Below are 17,789 nucleotides of genomic sequence, written 5' to 3'. Positions count from 1 at the left end.
TGTCCCTGGGCTCGGATGAGGCGACCAGCCAGATAGCTAGACAGTTGCCGATCGTCCCGGAGAAAGGTCGATGGTATGCGAGGTCTCCGCTGGAAACGTGCGACGCCGAGGGCGTCCGGATCGCGCGGTGGGTCCACATCGCGCTCGTGGAGGCGAGGCTGGGCGGCCGGACTGGCAACCGCGTTGCTGGTGCCCTTCGGGGTCTCGATGGCAGGCGGCGGAGCGGCGGCCTCGGCCGCATTCGACCCCCGGGCGTTCGATTTCTGGGTCGATTCCGATATGGGCGCTATCAAAACCCGTGTGCTGCGAGCCGCGAACGGCAACACCAATCGCGTCGTCTATGTGCTCGACGGGATGCGCGCGCCGGAGACACTCAACGGCTGGGAAATCGAGACCGATATCCCGGCGCTGCTGGCCTCCTGGAACATCAATGTGGTGATGCCGGTCGGCGGTATGTCGAGTTTCTACGCCGATTGGAACGCGCCGAGTGAATTCTTCGGCATTCCGGCGGGCAGCGGATCGAGTACGGGTTCGGGCGGCTTGAACGGGTTCACCGGCGGTCCGGGCAAGAGCTATCGCTACACCTGGGAGTCCTTCCTGACCAACAACCTGCGCTGGGCGCTGCGCGACCGGCTGGGGTTCAATCCGTACCGCAACGGCGCGTTCGGCCTGTCCATGGGCGGCTCGGCCGCGCTGACGCTGGCGGCCTATCACCCGGATCAGTTCAGCTTCGCCGGCTCGTTCTCCGGCTACCTCAACATCTCCGCCCCGGGCATGCGCGAGGCCATCCGTCTCGCGATGCTCGACGCGGGCGGCTACAACGTCGATGCCATGGCACCGCCGTGGGGTCCGCAGTGGCTGCGCATGGATCCGTTCGTGTTCGCGCCCAACTTGGTGAGAAACGGCACTCGGATCTGGGTCGCGGCGGCCAGTGGCCTGCCCTCATCCTCGGACCCGCCGAGTTTCGGCACCCTCAACGGCATGATGCTCGAAGCGCTCGCGCTGGCGAATACGCGTTCGTTCCAGGTGCGGATGGCGACCTTGGGCGGCGGCAACGCGGTGTATTCGTTCCCGCCATTCGGAATCCACGCGTGGAACAACTGGCGTGACGAGGCCACCAGGATGTTGCCGGATATGTCGGCGCATATCGGTTAGCGCAGCGATAACGAACCGCCGGGTGCGCCGCCGCGCGCCCGGCGGATTCCGGTGCGCGACTTGGCATCGGCCGACGGCAATCCGGCATCCGAGACGACATCGCGGCGCGAACGCGGTATGGTCACCGCACGATCACACTGCCGTGCGTGGTGGGATATCGGCCAACGGAAATATCTCGGTCTTGCCGGGAAATCTCCGGTCGAATATTCTTCCGCGAGCACAAGTGTGACCAGATCGTTGTAGCGCCGTCACCAAGCGCCGGACTGTCGGGGCCGGTGCGTGGTGACGTGCGTCTCGTTGGCAGCACGGGTGGTGCCGCGTCGGCTCGGCGTGGCTACACCACAACAGCAGAAAGAGAGCGACATTCATGCGATTCGGCAGGGCCGCCGCGCCGAAGAGAGTCCCGTCGGGTAAGCGAGGCACACCTCGCGGTTGGCGTCATCGGATCCTGGCAGTGGGTGCCGCCACGCTGGCGCTACCGCTCGCCGCCGGAGTGGCGGCCCCGACGGTCGCTACCGCCGCTCCCGTGCACGCCCCGGTGCTGCGCGCGCCGGCCGGTGGATACGAAGAGCTGATGGTTCCCTCCTCCATGGGTCCGATCAAGGTTCAGGTCCAGTGGGCCTCGCGTGGCGGCAGCGCCGCGCTGTACCTGCTCGACGGCATGCGGGCGCGTGACGACCGCAACGCCTGGTCCTTCGAGACCAACGCCGTCGACCAGTTCAAGGACGCCAACATCACCCTGGTGATGCCGGTCGGCGGTGAGTCCAGCTTCTACACCGACTGGTACGCCCCCTCCAGCACCAACGGCCAGAAGACCACCTACAAGTGGGAAACCTTCCTGACCGAGGAACTGCCGAACTTCCTTGCCGGATACGGTGTTTCCAAGACCAACAACGCCGTCGCCGGTCTGTCCATGGGCGGCAGCGCCGCGCTGGCACTGGCCGCCTACCACCGCGATCAGTTCAAGTACGCCGCGTCCTACTCCGGCTACCTGAACATCTCGGCGCCGGGCATGCGTGAGGCGATCCGCATCGCGATGCTCGACGCGGGCCGCTACAACGTCGACTCGATGGCCGCCCCGTGGAGCCCGCAGTGGCTGCGCATGGATCCGTTCGTGTTCGCGCCGCAGCTGCGTGGCCTGCCGATGTACATCTCGGCCTCCAGCGGCCTGCCGGGCCAGCACGATCGCCCGAACTCGGCGGTCGGCGTGTTCAACACCGGCAACGCGATGGCGCTGGAAGCCCTCTCGCTGGTCAACACCCGCGCGTTCCAGGTCCGTCTGAAGTCGCTGAACATCCCGGCGCACTTCGACTTCCCCGCCACCGGCACGCACTCCTGGAAGTACTGGGAGTCGCAGCTGTGGAACTCGCGTCAGGGCATTCTGGACGCCACCGGCGCCTGGTGACCACCGAACCCACCGTCTGAGACGGGCCCGGTCCACCACGGACCGGCCACGAAGACCACGAGGCCGTCGCTTCCGAATCCGGAAGCGACGGCCTCGTTCGTTCCGGTCACCGCTTGCTCACGCGCGGCGTGCCTTACCCGGAATCCCGCTTCGACCGGGGTACAAACAGCGGGTGGCCGGATTTGCTTGGAGTATGCCGAGTCGGCGCCGCGCTGGCGGTGTCCGGTCGATCTTCGGTGGATTCGCCCTGGTCGCCGCGATGACTCTGCTGCCGACGGCGATCACGACGACCCCGATGAGTGTGAAAGCGGTCGCTGAGCCGACAGCGGCGGCTTCTGGAGCAACTGTCCAGCAGGCGGTCTGGCTGAACGATCGACGGGTCACGCTGTGGGTCACCTCACCTGCCATGGGCGCCCCCGTTCAGGTGCAGCTGCTGCTCGCGCGCGACTGGAATGCCCGGCCCGACACCAGGTTTCCGGCTCTGTTCCTGCTGGACGGATTGCGCGCCGACGACGACGAGAGCGGCTGGACCAAGGATGCAGGCGCCGCGGAGTTCTTCGCCGACAAGAACGTGACCGTGGTGCTCCCGGTGGGCGGCCAGTCCAGCTTCTACGCCGACTGGCTGCGTCCGGACAACGGACGCAACTACCAGTGGGAGACCTTTCTGACCAAGGAGCTGCCGCCGCTGCTGGAGAGCCAGTGGCGCGCCACCGACGCGCGCGGCCTGGCCGGGCTGTCGATGGGCGGCACGGCGGCGATGTTCCTGGCCGGACGCAACCCCGGTTTCGCCCGCTACGCCGCGTCCTACTCGGGCTTTCTCACCACCACGACCCTCGGCATGCCGCAGGCCATCGAGTTCGCCATGCGCGACGCGGGCGGCTTCGACTCCGACGCCATGTGGGGCCCGCCGTCGAATCCCGAGTGGGCCGCACACGACCCGTACCTGCTGGCCGACAAGCTCGCGGGCGTCAGCCTCTACATCTCCAGCGGCAGCGGCACCACGGGGCCGTTCGACCAGGCATCCGGCATCCCCGGCGTGAGCACCAACTACGGGGGCACCGGCCTGGAGATCCTGTCCAGGCTGACCTCGCAGAACTTCGTGACCAAGCTGGGCGAGCTGAAGATCCCGGCGACGGTGAACTACCGCGCCTCCGGTACGCACAGCTGGCCGTACTGGGATTTCGAGATGCGGCAGTCCTGGCCGCAGGCCGCGGCCGCGCTGGCCGTGGAGCCGGACAAGCCCGCGTGCGCTCCCGGCGGCGCGATCGCGCCGGTGGTGGCGGGCAACGGCTGGCTGGGCGAATGCCTCACCGGCGAATACCGGGTGAAAGGCGGGGTGGCCCAGGACTTCCGGGGCGGGCGGGTGTTCTTCTCGCCCGAGAGCGGTGCGCACGTGGTCGCAGGCATGATCGGCGGTGGCTACCAGGCCGCGGGTGGTCCGGACGGCGTGCTCGGCCTGCCGACCGGCGGTGAACGCGATCTGGGCGACGGCCGCGGGCGGGTGCAGTCCTTCCAGCACGGCGCGCTGTACTGGACACCGCAGACCGGCGCGCAGGTGGTGCGCGGGGCGATTCTCGAAGAATGGGGCAAGCAGGGTCACGAGCGCGGCCCGGCGGGCTACCCGATCGGTCCGGAGGTCCAGACGCCGAACAAGCCCGGCGCGGTGCAGGCCTTCGAGGGCGGGCCGTTCTACTACAGCCCGAACACCGGAGTGTTCCGGGTGCAGGGTCTGGTCCTGGGCAAGTACGCGCAGATGGGATACGAAAGCAGTTGGCTCGGCTTCCCGGCGGCGGAGGAGGCCCCGCTGAAGGATCTGGGCCGGTTCAGCCGGTTCGAAGGCGGCAGCATCTACTGGAGCCCGCTGTCGGGCGCCTGGGCGGTCCGCAACGGCCCGATCATGGACGCCTGGCAGTCCGAGGGCTTCGAGAACGGCAGGCTCGGCTTCCCGATCAGCGACGAGTTCCCGGTCTCCGGAGGCGTGCAGCAGAACTTCCAGGCCGGGTTCGTCACCGTGCGCGACGGCAAGGCGGAGATTCACTCCGTCTGACCGGCGGCGGCCGATGCCGTTACCCTGGGGGCCGACCGAACCCCCTTGCGCACAGATCGAGGACACCACATACATGCACCGGATTCGTGGAAAGGTTTTCGGCGTTGCCGTGGCGATCGCGGCCACCGGTCTGCTCGCCGGCTGCGGCGATGACGATTCGACCGCAACGAGCACGCCGACGTTGACCACCACGGCGACCTCATCGGCCGCCGCTCCCAGCTCCCAGGAGGGCGAGCCCGCGAGCCCGGCTCCGGAATCGCCCGCGCCCGCGCCGGAGCAGCAGCCGGAGCAGCAGACCGAGACCGCCGCCCCCGAGCGGCCGCAGCCGGTGCCGAACGAGCAGATCCCCGAGGCCGACACCTCCGGTCTCAGCGACAAGGACAAGCAGTTCCTCGCCGCGCTCGAGGAGAAGGGCATCAAGCCCTCCAGCCCGGACATCGCGCTCAGTGTCGCCACCTACGTGTGCCAGGGTGTGGCCGCGGGCGCGGCCGAGAGCGACCTGACCACCTTCGTCAACGCGATGGCGGGTTCGGACGCGGCCTTCGATCCGTCGAAGATGCCGGTCGAGGAAGCAGGCCGGATCTACATCGACACCGCCAAGCAGACCTACTGCCAGTGAGCGCACGTCGCGGGCGCGGGCAGACGGCCCGCCGGTTCCGGCCGGTGGGTTGTCTGTTCGCGCTGTTGATCGCCGTGCTGTTGATCGCGGTGATCGTGTTGCTGTGGTTCCTGCTCGCGGGCAGGCTGCGGGTACCCGGTCCGGGGCCGCAGCCGCCCGGCCCGCCCATCAGTCAGCCGGCGAGTTGCCCCGACGTGCAACTCGTCTCGGTTCCGGGCACCTGGGAGTCCAGCAGCATCGACGACCCGCGCAATCCGACGGCCAACCCGCTGTCGCTGATGCTCAATGTCACCGGACCGCTGCGCCAACAGTTCCCGGCGCAGCGCCTGGACGTCTACACCGTGCCGTACGTGGCCCAGTTCTCCAATCCGGTGGCGATCCCGCCGGACGGGCAGCAGTCCTACAACAACAGCCGCTCCGAGGGCACCCAGCGCACCGTCGAGGTGCTGACCGAGCGGGCGCGGGAATGCCCCTTGACCACCTACGTGCTGGCCGGCTTCTCCCAGGGCGCGGTCATCGTCGGCGACGTGGCCGAGCGGATCGGCGCGGGCGAGGGCCCGGTGCCCGCCGACAAGGTGCTCGGCGTCGCGTTGATCGCCGACGGCAGGCGCACCGGCCTGTCCGGACCGGGGCAGGCCGTCGAGATCGGTCCGCCGCCGCCCGGCGAGGGCGCCGAGGTCGCGCTGAACGGCTTGAAGGTGCCCGGCATCACGATGACCGGCGCGCGTTCGGGCTTCGGCGAACTGGCCGAGCGCACCTACACCATCTGCGCACCGGGCGACATGATCTGCGATTCACCCAAGCAGGCGCTGAACCCGGTGAACTGGATTCCCAGCGTGTTGAGCCTGGTGCGCGCGGCCGGGAATCCGGTGCACGCGCTGTACAACACCTACGCCGTCGACGAGAACGGCACGACCGCCACACAGTGGACGGTGGGCTGGGCGAGCGGCCTGATCCAGGGCGCGCCCTATCCACCGCACTCCTGATCACCGCAGTCCCGAGCACCACAACCATGAGCTCACACAACACCGGTCACCCTGGTTCTGTGCCGGGCCAACCGGTGCGGTGACAACCGCACGACACATCACCGGAACGCTGTAAAGTGCGCTGGTGATTCGCGACCGGCCCCCGATCCCGGGAAGGCCGTCGCGCCGCATTTTCCGCACAGCCAGGAGCATGTATCCATGACACAAGCCGCCGCACCGGCCGGTGAGCTGACCGCCTTGGGCACGCCGCTGCGCCCGTTTCGTTTCGCGGCCGCGGGCGAGGGGAACAAGCAGGAGGGCGGCGCTCGCAAGTTCGTCCAACTGGCGCAGCAGGCCGAGGAGTACGGCTACGACACCTTCGTGGTGCCCGACCACCTCGGCGACCAGATCGGCCCGATCGCCGCGCTGGGCGCTCTCACCCAGGCCACCGATAAGATCCGGCTCGGTACCTCGGTGCTGGCCAACGGTTTTCGGCACCCGGTGGTGCTGGCCAAGGATCTGGCCACCATCGATGTGCTGTCCAAGGGCCGCCTCGAGGTCGGTGTGGGCGCGGGCTGGAAGCAGGACGAGTTCCTCGCCGCGGGCCTGCCCTACGAGACACCGGGCGTGCGCCTGGCCAAGCTCGACGAGACCCTGACCATCCTGGACGTGCTGCTGCGCGGCCAGGAGTGCACCTTCGCGGGCAAGTACTACCAGGTCGACGGGGTCAAGGGCACCCCGCGCCCGCGGCAGGGCCCGCGCCCGCCGCTGTGTACCGGCGGCGGCGGCCCGAAGATGCTGCGGCTGGCGGCCAAGCACGCCGACATCGTCTCGGTGGTGCCGATGACCACCAAGACCGGCAAGGGCCTGCTCTCGGGGATCACCCTGGAGAAGGCGATCGAGAAGGTGAACCTGGTCAAGGAAGCGGCAGGCGACCGTTTCGCCGACATCGAGCTGAACTGGGCGATCACCGCCGTCGTCATCACCGACGACCGGGAGAAGACCGCCGAGATGGCATTGTCCGCGCTGGAGCGGGGGCTGGCCCCCGATCTCGAAGTGGATGTGAAGCTCACGGTCGAGGAATTGCTGGACTCGCCCTACGTGGCGATCGGCAGTTTCGAGGAGATCGCCGAGCAGATCAAACGGGTGCGCAAGCTCACGTCGATGTCCTATGTCGGCATCTATCCCACGCAGATGGACGCATTCGCTCCGGTTATCCCCCTGCTGAGGGATGAGTGAGCGGGTCTTCTCTGTAACATGACCCTGGTTTGAGGACATCTAGCCGATAAGGCGGTCACCGCGCAGACCGCACGAAATCTGCAGGTTGACTCTGCGACATAGAGCACCCGCGGGCGAAAGCGAGTCGGGGCCCCACAGATACCAGCGGCGGTGTCGCCGTCATGCTGCGTGTGCCTCGGAGGAGAAGAAGGAATGGACGAGACTTTCGACGACTACCTGGACGAAACCGGGAACATCCGTATTCCCGAGGGTCAGACCCTGGTTGATCACGTCGAGAAGCACACCCGCAATGACGCGAACACGCTCGCGTACCGCTATATCGACTATTCGCGAGAACGCGATGGCGAGGTGCACGAGCTGACCTGGCAACAGTTCGGTGTCCGGCTGCGCGCGGTGGCCGCCCGACTCCAGCAGGTGACCAAGCGGGGTGATCGGGTCGCCATCCTCGCCCCCCAGGGCCTGGACTACGTGGTTTCCTTCTTCGCCGCCATCTACGCCGGCGCCATCTCGGTGCCGCTGTTCGATCCGGACGAGCCGGGCCACACCGATCGCCTGCACGCCGTGCTGGGCGACTGTGAGCCCTCGGCCATCCTGACGGCGGGTTCCTCCGCCGCGGGCGTGCGCCAGTTCTTCCGCTCGCTGCCCGCCGCCCAGCGCCCGCGCATCATCGCCGTGGACGCGATCCCCGACAGTGTCGGTGAGAGCTGGGTGCGCCCGGACATCTCGATCGACGACATCGCCTACCTGCAGTACACCTCGGGCTCGACCCGGGTGCCCGCGGGCGTGGAGATCACCCACCGGGCGGTCGCCACCAACCTGCTGCAGATGGTCGACGCGCTGAACCTGGACTGGAACTCGCGCGGGGTCACCTGGCTGCCGCTGTTCCACGACATGGGCCTGCTGACGGTGATCCTGCCCGCGGTCGGCGGCAAGTACATCACCATCATGTCGCCGAGCGCGTTCGTGCGCCGTCCCTACCGCTGGATCAAAGAGCTCGCCGCGGTCTCCGACGGCGCGGGCACCTTCGCGGCCGCGCCGAATTTCGCCTTCGAGCACGCCGCCGCGCGCGGCCTGCCCCGCAACGGCGAGTCCCTCGACCTGTCCAACGTCCTCGGCCTGATCAACGGCAGCGAGCCGGTGACCACGTCCTCGATGAAGAAGTTCAACGAGGCGTTCGCCCCCTACGGCCTGCCCAAGACCGCCATCAAGCCCTGCTACGGCATGGCCGAGGCCACCCTGTTCGTCTCGGCCACCAAGGCCGAGGACGAGGCCAAGGTGACCTACGTGGACCGCTCCGAGCTCAACGCGGGCCGCATGGTCAAGGTGGAGCAGAGCGCGGAGAACGCCATCGCGCAGGTCTCCTGCGGCTACGTCGCGCTGTCGCAGTGGGCCGTGATCGTGGACCCGGAGACCGTCGAGAGCGACGGCGGCGGGCACGAGCTGCCCGACGGCCGGGTCGGCGAGATCTGGCTGCACGGCAACAACATGGGCATCGGCTACTGGAACCGTCCGGACGAGACCAGGAAGACCTTCCGCAACCGGGTCACCGAGCGGGTCGCCGAGGGCAGCCACGCCGAGGGCACCGCCGCGGACGCGAACTGGATGCGCACCGGTGACTACGGCGTGTACTTCGACGGTGAGCTCTACATCACCGGCCGGGTGAAGGACTTGGTCATCGTCGACGGCCGCAACCACTACCCGCAGGACCTCGAGTACTCCGCGCAGGAGGCGAGCAACGCGCTGCGGCCCGGCTTCGTCGCCGCGTTCTCGGTGCCCGCCAACCAGCTGCCTGCCGAGGTCTTCGAGTCCGACAGCCACTCGGGTCTGAAGTTCGACGCCGACGACGCCTCCGAACAGCTGGTCATCGTGGCCGAGCGTGGTCCGGGCGCGGGCAAGGCCGATCCCGGCCCGATCGGCGACGCGGTGCGCGCGGCGATCTCCCAGCGTCACGGCGTCACCGTGCGCGACGTGCTGCTCGTGCCCGCGGGCTCGATCCCGCGGACCTCCAGCGGCAAGATCGCGCGCCGCGCCTGCAAGACCGCTTATCTCGAGGGAACGCTGCGGGGTGGTTACACCCAGCAGGCTTTCCCCGATGCACCGGAAGAGTAATTCGCAAGGGTGAGCTTCGACCGCCGGTCGTCGGCGCTCGGCGGGGACGCTCTGATTCCGGTCCCCGCCGAGCGCCGATTCGCGGCGCGCCCGGTACGCAGACGAGTAGCTTGAGGAACTGATGGCTGACAACGAGGGCACGCCCGAGCAGACGACCCCCGCCGCGACGACCGGAGACGCGACCACCGGAGCCGTCGCGCCGGTGTCGGCCGGCGAGACCGTGCGCACCGAGTTGTCGGTGGCCGAGGTGCGTGAGTGGCTGCGCAACTGGGTCGCCGAGGCCACCGGGCAGCCGGTGGACAACATCACCGTGGACCGGCCGATGGAGGAATTCGGCTTGGCCTCGCGCGACGCTCTCGCACTCGGCGGCGACATCGAGGAACTCACCGGTGTCACGCTGAGCGCCACGGTCGTCTACCAGCATCCGACCATCGGCTCGCTGGCCGAGGTGATCGTGCACGGCGAGCCCGAGGCTCCCGAGAGCGCGGGCGAGGACGCCTACTACACCGGCGGCTACACCCCGGGCGAGGCGCACGACATCGCCGTCGTCGGCCTGTCCACCCGGCTGCCGGGCGCCGGCGACACCCCGGAGTCGACCTGGGAGTTCCTCATCAACGGTGGCGACGCGATCCGCGAGCTGCCCGAGGGTCGCTGGTCGGAGTTCCTGTCCGATCCGAGCACCGCGCAGATGGTCGCCGAGAGCAACACTCGCGGCGGCTACCTGGACCAGGACGTCGTGAAGGGCTTCGACGCGGAGTTCTTCGCGATGTCGCCGATCGAGGTCGAGCGGGTCGACCCGCAGCAGCGGCTGATGATGGAGCTGACCTGGGAGGCGCTCGAACACGCCCGCATCCCCGCCAGCGAGCTCAAGGGCGCGCCGGTCGGCATGTTCGTCGGCTCCTCCACCCAGGACTTCCAGCTGATCGCGGCGCTGAGCCTGGGCGATCGTGACCCGAGCCTGCCGATCTCGGCGGAGGCCTACGCCCTGCTCGGCGCTTCGACCGGCATCATCGCCAACCGCGTCTCCTACTTCTTCGACTTCCGCGGTCCCTCGGTGACCGTCGACACCGCGTGCTCCTCGACGCTGGTCGCGGTGCACCAGGCGGTACGCGCGCTGCGCGACGGCGACGCCGACCTGGCATTGGCCGGCGGCGTCAACATGATCCTGGCGCCCGTGGCCACGCTCGGTTTCGACAAGAACGGCGCGGTCTCCAAGGAGGGCCACATCAAGGCGTTCTCCGCCGATGCCGACGGCATGGTCCGTTCCGAGGGCGCGGGACTGGTGGTGCTCAAGCGCCTGGCCGACGCCGAATGCGACGGCGACCGGGTGCTCGCGGTGATCAAGGGCTCGGCGATCAACAGCGACGGCCGCTCCAACGGCCTGTTCGCGCCCAACCCCGATGCCCAGGCCGAGGTGCTGCGCCGCGCCTACCGCGACGCGGGCATCAACCCCGCCACCGTCGACTACATCGAGGCGCACGGCACCGGCACGCTGATCGGCGACCCCATCGAGGCCGACGCGCTCGGCCGGGTGGTCGGCCGCGGCCGTGATGCCGACAAGCCCGCGTTGCTCGGTTCGGCGAAGACCAACTTCGGTCACCTGGAGTCCGGCGCGGGCGCGGCGAGTCTGGCGAAGGTGCTGATGTCGTTCCAGCACAACGTCATCCCGCCGAATATCAACTTCGCCGGCCCCAATCCCTACATCCCGTTCGAGCAGGCCCGGCTGAAGGTCGTCGAGACCCCGACCGAGTACCCGCGCTACAGCGGCGTCGCGACGGTCGGCATCTCCGGCTTCGGCTTCGGCGGCACGAACGCGCACCTCGTGCTCCAGGAGTACGTGCCCGCGGGCGCACGCGCCGCCGTCGCCGAGCCGGTCGCCGAGAACACCGAGGCTGTCGAGAACACCGAGATTGCCGAGACCGCCGCCGAACTCCCGGACGTCGAGAGCACCGACGTGCTCGCCGAGGTGAGCGAGATCGTCGCCGAGGTGGAGACCGAGGCCGCCGAGGTCGTCGCCGAGGCCACCGAGATCACCGCCGAGGCCGCGCAGGACGCCGAATGGTCGCCCACGCGGGCCGAGCCGCTGCCGGTGATCATCGCGGTCTCCGGGTACCTGCCCTCACGTCGCCGCCGCGCCGCGGCCGAACTCGCCGACTGGCTGGAGTCGGAAGCGGGCCGCGACGTGCCGCTGGCCGATGTGGCCCGTTCGCTGGCCAAGCGCAGTCACTGGCGTTCGCGCGGCGTGGTGCTGGCCACCACCCACGACGAGGCCGTCGCCGGTCTGCGGGCCATCGCGGCGGGCAAGCCGGGCACCGGCGTGTTCACCGCCGACGCCCCCGCCGCGCAGGCCCCGATCTGGGTGCTCGCGGGCTTCGGCGCCCAGCACCGCAAGATGGGCAAGCAGCTCTACCAGGAGAACGCGATCTTCCGCCGGGCCGTCGACGAGGTCGACGAACTCGTCGTGGACGAGGCCGGGTACTCGGTGCGCGAGATGATTCTCGACGACGCCCAGGACTACGACGTGGGCACCTCGCAGGTCGGCATCTTCACCATCCAGGTCGGCCTGGCCGCGCTGTTGCGCGCGCACGGCGCCCAGCCGGACGCGGTGGTCGGCCACTCGATGGGCGAGGTGGCAGGCGCCTACATCGCCGGAGGCCTGACCCTCGAGGACGCCGTGCGGGTGATCTGCGCCCGGTCACGCCTGATGGGCGAGGGCGAGGCGATGATCACCGACGCCGACGTGCGCAATATGGCGCTGGTCGAGCTGAGCGCGGCCGATGTCGAGGCCATGCTCGCCGACTACCCCGATGTCGAGGTCGCCGTCTACGCCGCGCCGACCAACACCGTCATCGGCGGTCCGTCCGAACAGGTGATGGCCATCGTCGCGAAGGTCGAGGAGTCGGGCAAGTTCGCCCGTGTCCTGCCGACCCGCGGTGCGGGCCACACCTCACAGATGGATCCGCTGCTCGGCGAACTCGCCGCCGAACTGGCGGGCATCGAGCCGACGAAGCTGCGGCACGGCCTGTACTCGACCGTGCGCAAGGAGCAGTTCTTCCGCCCAGGCCACGATCCCGTGCACGACGAGGACTACTGGGTCACCAATATGCGCCACAGCGTGTACTTCACCAACGCGGTGAAGCTCGCGGTGGACAGCGGCCACACCACCTTCCTGGAGCTGGCGCCGAACTCGGTGGCGCTCATGCAGGTGCTGGGCACCACCTTCGCCGCGGGTCTGCACGATGCGCAGCTGATCCCGACGCTCAAGCGCAAGGAAGACGAGTCGGCCGGTGTGATCGCCGCGCTGGCCCAGCTCTACGTCCACGGTCACGCCGTCGACCTGCCCTCGCTGCTGCCCGCAGGCGACTACGCCGACATCCCGCGAACCAGGTTCGTGCGCAAGGAGTTCTGGCCCAAGAGCCGGCTGTCGAGCGGCAGCGGCGACAGCCGGGCGCCGGGCGCGCACGTCGCGCTGCCCGACGGCAGGCACGTGTGGCAGGTGCAGGCGGGCGCGGTCGCCGATCCCGCCGCCCTGGTGCGGGCCGCCGCCGCGCAGGTGCTGTCCGAGGTGAGCCTCGGTGCGTCCCTCACGCACGCACCGGTCCCGGCCGCGGGCACGCTGACCACCACGTTGACCCCGCACCCCGGCGGAGCCTCGGTGCAGGTGCACGCCAACGAGGGCGGGCAGTTCCGGCTGCTGTTCGACGCTGTCGTCACATCCGGCGCCCCGGTGCCGACCCCGGCCCCGGTCGCCGCGCCTGCCGAGACCGCCGTCGGGCAGTCCGCCGTCGGGCAGTCCACAGAGCCCGAGGTCGTGGCGAACCACGGCGACCGCTGGGATCCCCACGGCTCCCAGACCCTCGAAGACCGCCTGGCGCTGATCGTGGCGGAGTCCATGGGTTACGCGGTCGAGGACCTGCCGATGGAGATCCCGCTGATGGAGCTGGGTCTGGACTCGCTGATGGCGATGCGGATCAAGAACCGCGTCGAGTACGAGTTCGACATTCCGCAGCTGCAGCTGCAGGCGGTGCGCGATGCCAACCTCAACGAGGTCGGCAAGGTGCTGCGCTACGCGATCGAGCACCGCGACGAGGTCGCCGCCATCGCCGAGCGGCAGGCCGCGGGCGAGGAAGTGGTCATCGACGCCGACTTCGTCGAGACAGCCCGCGCCGCGATCGAATCGGGCGAGAGTCCTGACGCCGTGGCGAAGGCGGCCGGTGTCGCCGCCGAGCCGGTCGCCGCCGATGTGCCGATCGCCGAACCGGTCGTCGAGGAGGCACCGGTCGATCCCGAGACCGCCGCCTTCGGTGAGGCGCTGGCCGACGTTTCCTCCGACGACGTGCCCCCGCGCGACGCCGCCGAACGCCTCACCTACGCCACCTGGGCGATCGTCACCGGCAAGTCGGCCGGTGGTGTGTTCAACACCCTGCCGATCCTCGGGGAGGAGGTCGCCGAGAAGCTGGCGGCGCGGCTGTCGGAGCGGATCAAGGCCGAGATCACCGTCGACGACGTGCTCGACTGCGAGACCATCGAGCAGTTGGCCGACATCGTGCGGGAACAGCAGGACAACAGCAACGACGTGGAGGGCTTCATCCGCCCGCTGCGTCCGCGCCCGGAGGGGTCGAACGCCGTGCCGGTGTTCGTCTTCCACCCCTCCGGCGGCAACACCTTGGTCTACGAGCCGCTGCTCAAGCGCTTGCCCGCGGACACGCCGATGTACGGCTTCGAGCGCGTCGAGGGAGATATCGAGCAGCGCGCCAAGCAGTACATTCCCGAGCTGCGCCGCATCCAGGGCGACGGCCCGTTCGTGCTCTACGGCTGGTCGCTGGGCGCGGTGTTCGCGCTGCAGGTCGCGCAGTTGTTGCGGGCCGAGGGCGCCGACGTACGCGTGGTCGGGCTGATCGACCTGGCCATCCCGACGCAGAACGAGGACAACAGCCCCGAGGAGCGGGTGCGCCGCATCGAGCGCTACCAGGCGTTCGCGAAGAAGACCTACGGCTTCGACGGCGAGCTCGATCGTGAGCAGCTCGAGGAACTCGCCGCCGCGTCCGACGAAGAGCAGTTCCAGATGATCAGCGATCTGATCAAGATCAGCGGCGCGAAGATTCCCGGCGGCGTGCTCGAGCACCAGCGCACCTCCTGGGTGGAGAGCCGCCATCTGGCCCGCACCACGCCCTCGCGCTACGACGGCGATGTGGTGCTCTACCTCGCCGATCGCTACCACGACGGCATGATCGAACTGGAGCCCCGCTTCGCCGAGCGCAAGCCCAACGGCGGCTGGGACGAATACCTCCCCCATCTCCAGGTCGTGCATATTCCGGGAGATCATCTGCAGATCGTCGACGAACCGCGGATCGGGAAGATCGGTGCCGACCTGGCCGCGAAGCTCGTGGCGATGGAGGCGAAAGGGGACCAGTGAGCACTACGGCCGAGAAACTCGCGGACCTGCACAAGCGTCTGGAACAGGCGCAGGAGCCGGCGGGTGAGGCGGGGGTCGCGAAGCGGGCGAAGAAGGGGATTCCCAGCGCCCGGGACCGGATCAACATGCTGCTCGATCCGGGCACCTTCGTGGAGATCGGCGCACTGGTGCGCAAGCCCGGCGATCCGACGGCGCTCTACGGCGACGGCGTGGTCACCGGGCACGGCCTGGTCGACGGGCGGCCGGTCGCGGTGTTCTCCCACGATCAGACCGTCTACGGCGGTTCGGTCGGTGAGATGTTCGGCCGCAAGGTCGCCTACATCATGGAATACGCGGCGCGCGTCGGCTGTCCGGTCGTCGGCATCAACGACTCCGGCGGCGCGCGTGTGCAGGAGGCCGTGACGTCTCTGGCCTGGTACGCCGAGCTGGGCCGCAGACAGGAACCGCTCTCGGGCCTGGTACCGCAGATCTCGATGATCCTCGGCAAGTGCGCGGGCGGCGCCGTCTATGCCCCGATCAACACCGACGTCGTGGTGGCGACCGAAGAGGCCTACATGTTCGTCACCGGCCCGAAGGTGATCCGCGAGGTCACCGGCGAGGATGTGAGCCTCGAGGAGCTCGGCGGCGCGCGGAGCCAGGCCGAGTACGGCAATATCCATCACGTCGCCGCCGACGAGAAGGCCGCGTTCCAGTGGGTGCGCGATTATCTGGGCTTCCTGCCGACCAGCTGTCAGGAACTCGCGCCGATCGTGAATCCCGGCCTGGAACCGGAGATCACCGACAGCGACCGTGAACTCGACTCGATCGTGCCGGACTCCGACAACGCCGGCTACGACATGCACGAGATTCTGCTGCGCATCTTCGACGACGGCGACTTCCACGAGGTCGGCGCGGCCGCGGGCCGCAACATCATCACCGGCTTCGCCCGTGTCGACGGCCGCAGCGTCGGCGTGGTCGCCAACCAGCCGATGGTCTCCGCGGGCGCGCTCGACGCGCGCGCCTCGGACAAGGCGGCCCATTTCGTGCGCCTGTGCGACGCCTTCGAGCTGCCCCTGGTGTTCGTGGTCGACACGCCGGGCTTCCTGCCGGGCGTGGAGCAGGAGAAGATCGGCGTCATCAAGCGCGGCGGCCGGTTCCTGTTCTCCTACGTCGAGGCCAGCGTGCCGAAGGTGACCGTGGTGATCCGCAAGTCCTACGGCGGCGGCTATGCCGTCATGGGCTCCAAGCAACTGGGCGCCGACGTCAACCTGGCCTGGCCGACCGCCCGCATCGCGGTCATGGGCGCGGAGAGCGCGGTCAGCCTCATCGGCGGCAAACAGATCGAAGCCGCCCCGGAGGATCAGCGCGCCGCCGTCCGTCAGCAGATGATCGACTTCTACAACGCGACCGTCGCGACTCCGTGGGTGGCGGCCGAACGCGGCTACATCGACGCCGTCATCGAACCGTCCACCACTCGGCTGGAGATCCGCCGCGCCCTGCACCTGCTGCGGGACAAATCGGTGGCCAGGAACCCGCGCAAGCACCACCTGCTGCCGCTGTAGGGGGCCGCGCCTCACGTCACCGTCCTGCCGTTCGCCACCGTGGCGGGCGGTGGGTTCGGTCTCGCGGCCTGTTCGAGACATGACGCGCGACGGTCTTTACATCCTCGCGACTCTCACGCAGTATTCACTACCAGCACGTGCGACAAATGGCCCTCCGGCCAGGATGAACAGTCTCAGACGATCGACACAGTGAACTCGCGGCAAACATTTGTCGTGAGCTGAACGAAGGGATCGGCATGACACGCAGGCTGCTGTGTACGGCATTCTTCCTCGGTATAGGCGCGGCCACGGTCGCCCCGGGAATCGCCGGTGCGAATACCGCTGTCCCGGCGAACCCCGCCTCGGGCTGCCCCGGAGCCGCGACATTCGCCGGGCCGGGCACGATCACGATCAAGGACCCGAACGCGGCGAAGACGGGCACCATCGGCGGGACGTACTTCCAGCTCGCGCCGCCGTTCGTCGGCCCCGTGACCGTCACCTACAACGAGGGTGTCGAGGTCGTCGTCCAGACCGGCACCGCTCCCGGCTTCGGCATGCTGGCCGGTTCCTACGATCGGCTCGGCCTGCCCGTCAGGTGTGATCTGGTCCCCGGCTGGTTCATCCAGCCGTGAGCAGCGGTGGGGCCGGACGCGCAACGCGTCCGGCCCCACCCCTCACGGATGTATTCGCTGATCAGGCCACGGTGGCCGAAGTGATCACCACGTCCTCGCGCGGGACGTCCTGGTGGCCGCCGGCAGAACCGGTCGGCACGCCGACGATCTTGTCGACGACCTCGGAGCCCTCGACGACCTTGCCGAAGACCGCGTAGCCCCAGCCGGACGGGCTGGGGGAGGTGTGGTTGAGGAAGGCGTTGTCGGCGACATTGATGAAGAACTGGGCGGTGGCCGAGTGCGGGTCGTTGGTGCGGGCCATCGCCACGGTGTACTTGTCGTTCTTCAGGCCGTTGGTGGCCTCGTTCTTGATCGGGGCGTTGGTGCCCTTCTGGCGCATGCCGGGCTCGAAGCCGCCACCCTGGACCATGAAGCCGGGGATCACGCGGTGGAAGATGGTGCCGTTGTAGTGGCCCGAGTTGACGTACTCCAGGAAGTTGGCGACGGTGGCGGGCGCCTTGGCCTCGTCCAGTTCCAGCACGATGGGTCCGAAATTCGTCTCGAGATTCACCTTGGTCATACCCCTACCTTTCCATCCCGCCCGGCACCGGTCTGCAAGTCGGGTCGAGTTTTCGCCGGAGGGTCGCGGTCGAGTTGCCGAACCCGTGGCCGACGGTTGCGCCGGGCCGGTCGCGGCGGGGGT

11 protein-coding genes are annotated in these 17,789 nt (G+C 68.8%); 10 read left to right on the top strand and 1 reads right to left on the bottom strand.

What is annotated here, in order from left to right; all coding sequences use genetic code 11:
• Positions 1-75: 75 nt before the first annotated feature.
• From NS3_RS11255 to NS3_RS11210, 10 genes are all read left to right on the top strand, one after another.
• Positions 76-1,155, top strand: a complete 1,080-nt coding sequence (locus NS3_RS11255; RefSeq protein WP_067857842.1) for an alpha/beta hydrolase — start codon at positions 76-78, stop codon at positions 1,153-1,155.
• 367 nt (positions 1,156-1,522) lie between these two features.
• Entirely contained in the window at positions 1,523-2,560 is a 1,038-nt protein-coding gene (locus NS3_RS11250) for an alpha/beta hydrolase (protein WP_084495370.1), read from the top strand.
• A 193-nt stretch (positions 2,561-2,753) separates the two neighbouring features.
• On the top strand, positions 2,754-4,607 hold the full coding sequence (locus NS3_RS11245; RefSeq protein WP_084495368.1) for an alpha/beta hydrolase-fold protein: 1,854 nt from the start codon (positions 2,754-2,756) through the stop codon (positions 4,605-4,607).
• A 73-nt stretch (positions 4,608-4,680) separates the two neighbouring features.
• A complete protein-coding gene (locus NS3_RS11240; RefSeq protein ID WP_067857838.1) occupies positions 4,681-5,226 on the top strand; it encodes a DUF732 domain-containing protein in 546 nt (181 codons plus the stop codon).
• Positions 5,223-6,212 (top strand): cutinase family protein, encoded by a 990-nt coding sequence (locus tag NS3_RS11235; protein ID WP_157101280.1) that lies wholly within the window; start codon positions 5,223-5,225, stop codon positions 6,210-6,212. The genes NS3_RS11240 and NS3_RS11235 overlap by 4 nt, the downstream gene beginning before the upstream one ends.
• Positions 6,213-6,410: 198 nt before the next feature.
• Complete coding sequence (locus NS3_RS11230) at positions 6,411-7,430, top strand: LLM class F420-dependent oxidoreductase (protein WP_067857835.1); 1,020 nt, start codon at positions 6,411-6,413, stop codon at positions 7,428-7,430.
• Between the two features lie 192 nt (positions 7,431-7,622).
• A complete protein-coding gene (gene fadD32 / locus NS3_RS11225) occupies positions 7,623-9,539 on the top strand; it encodes a long-chain-fatty-acid--AMP ligase FadD32 (protein WP_067857832.1) in 1,917 nt (638 codons plus the stop codon).
• 121 nt (positions 9,540-9,660) lie between these two features.
• A complete protein-coding gene (pks13, locus tag NS3_RS11220) occupies positions 9,661-14,955 on the top strand; it encodes a polyketide synthase Pks13 (protein ID WP_084495366.1) in 5,295 nt (1,764 codons plus the stop codon).
• Positions 14,952-16,496, top strand: a complete 1,545-nt coding sequence (locus NS3_RS11215; protein ID WP_067857829.1) for an acyl-CoA carboxylase subunit beta — start codon at positions 14,952-14,954, stop codon at positions 16,494-16,496. Before pks13 ends, NS3_RS11215 begins: the two co-directional genes overlap by 4 nt.
• A 236-nt stretch (positions 16,497-16,732) precedes the next feature.
• Positions 16,733-17,107, top strand: a complete 375-nt coding sequence (locus NS3_RS11210) for a hypothetical protein (RefSeq protein WP_067857826.1) — start codon at positions 16,733-16,735, stop codon at positions 17,105-17,107.
• A 61-nt stretch (positions 17,108-17,168) separates the two neighbouring features.
• Here NS3_RS11210 and NS3_RS11205 read toward each other — a convergent pair whose 3' ends face one another.
• On the bottom strand, positions 17,169-17,666 hold the full coding sequence (locus NS3_RS11205; RefSeq protein ID WP_067857823.1) for a peptidylprolyl isomerase: 498 nt from the start codon (positions 17,664-17,666) through the stop codon (positions 17,169-17,171).
• Between the last annotated feature and the right edge of the window lie 123 nt (positions 17,667-17,789).

This window comes from Nocardia shimofusensis NBRC 100134 (assembly GCF_001613125.1).
Lineage (GTDB): Bacteria > Actinomycetota > Actinomycetes > Mycobacteriales > Mycobacteriaceae > Nocardia > Nocardia shimofusensis.
This window is presented reverse-complemented; position numbering and strand designations above follow the sequence as displayed.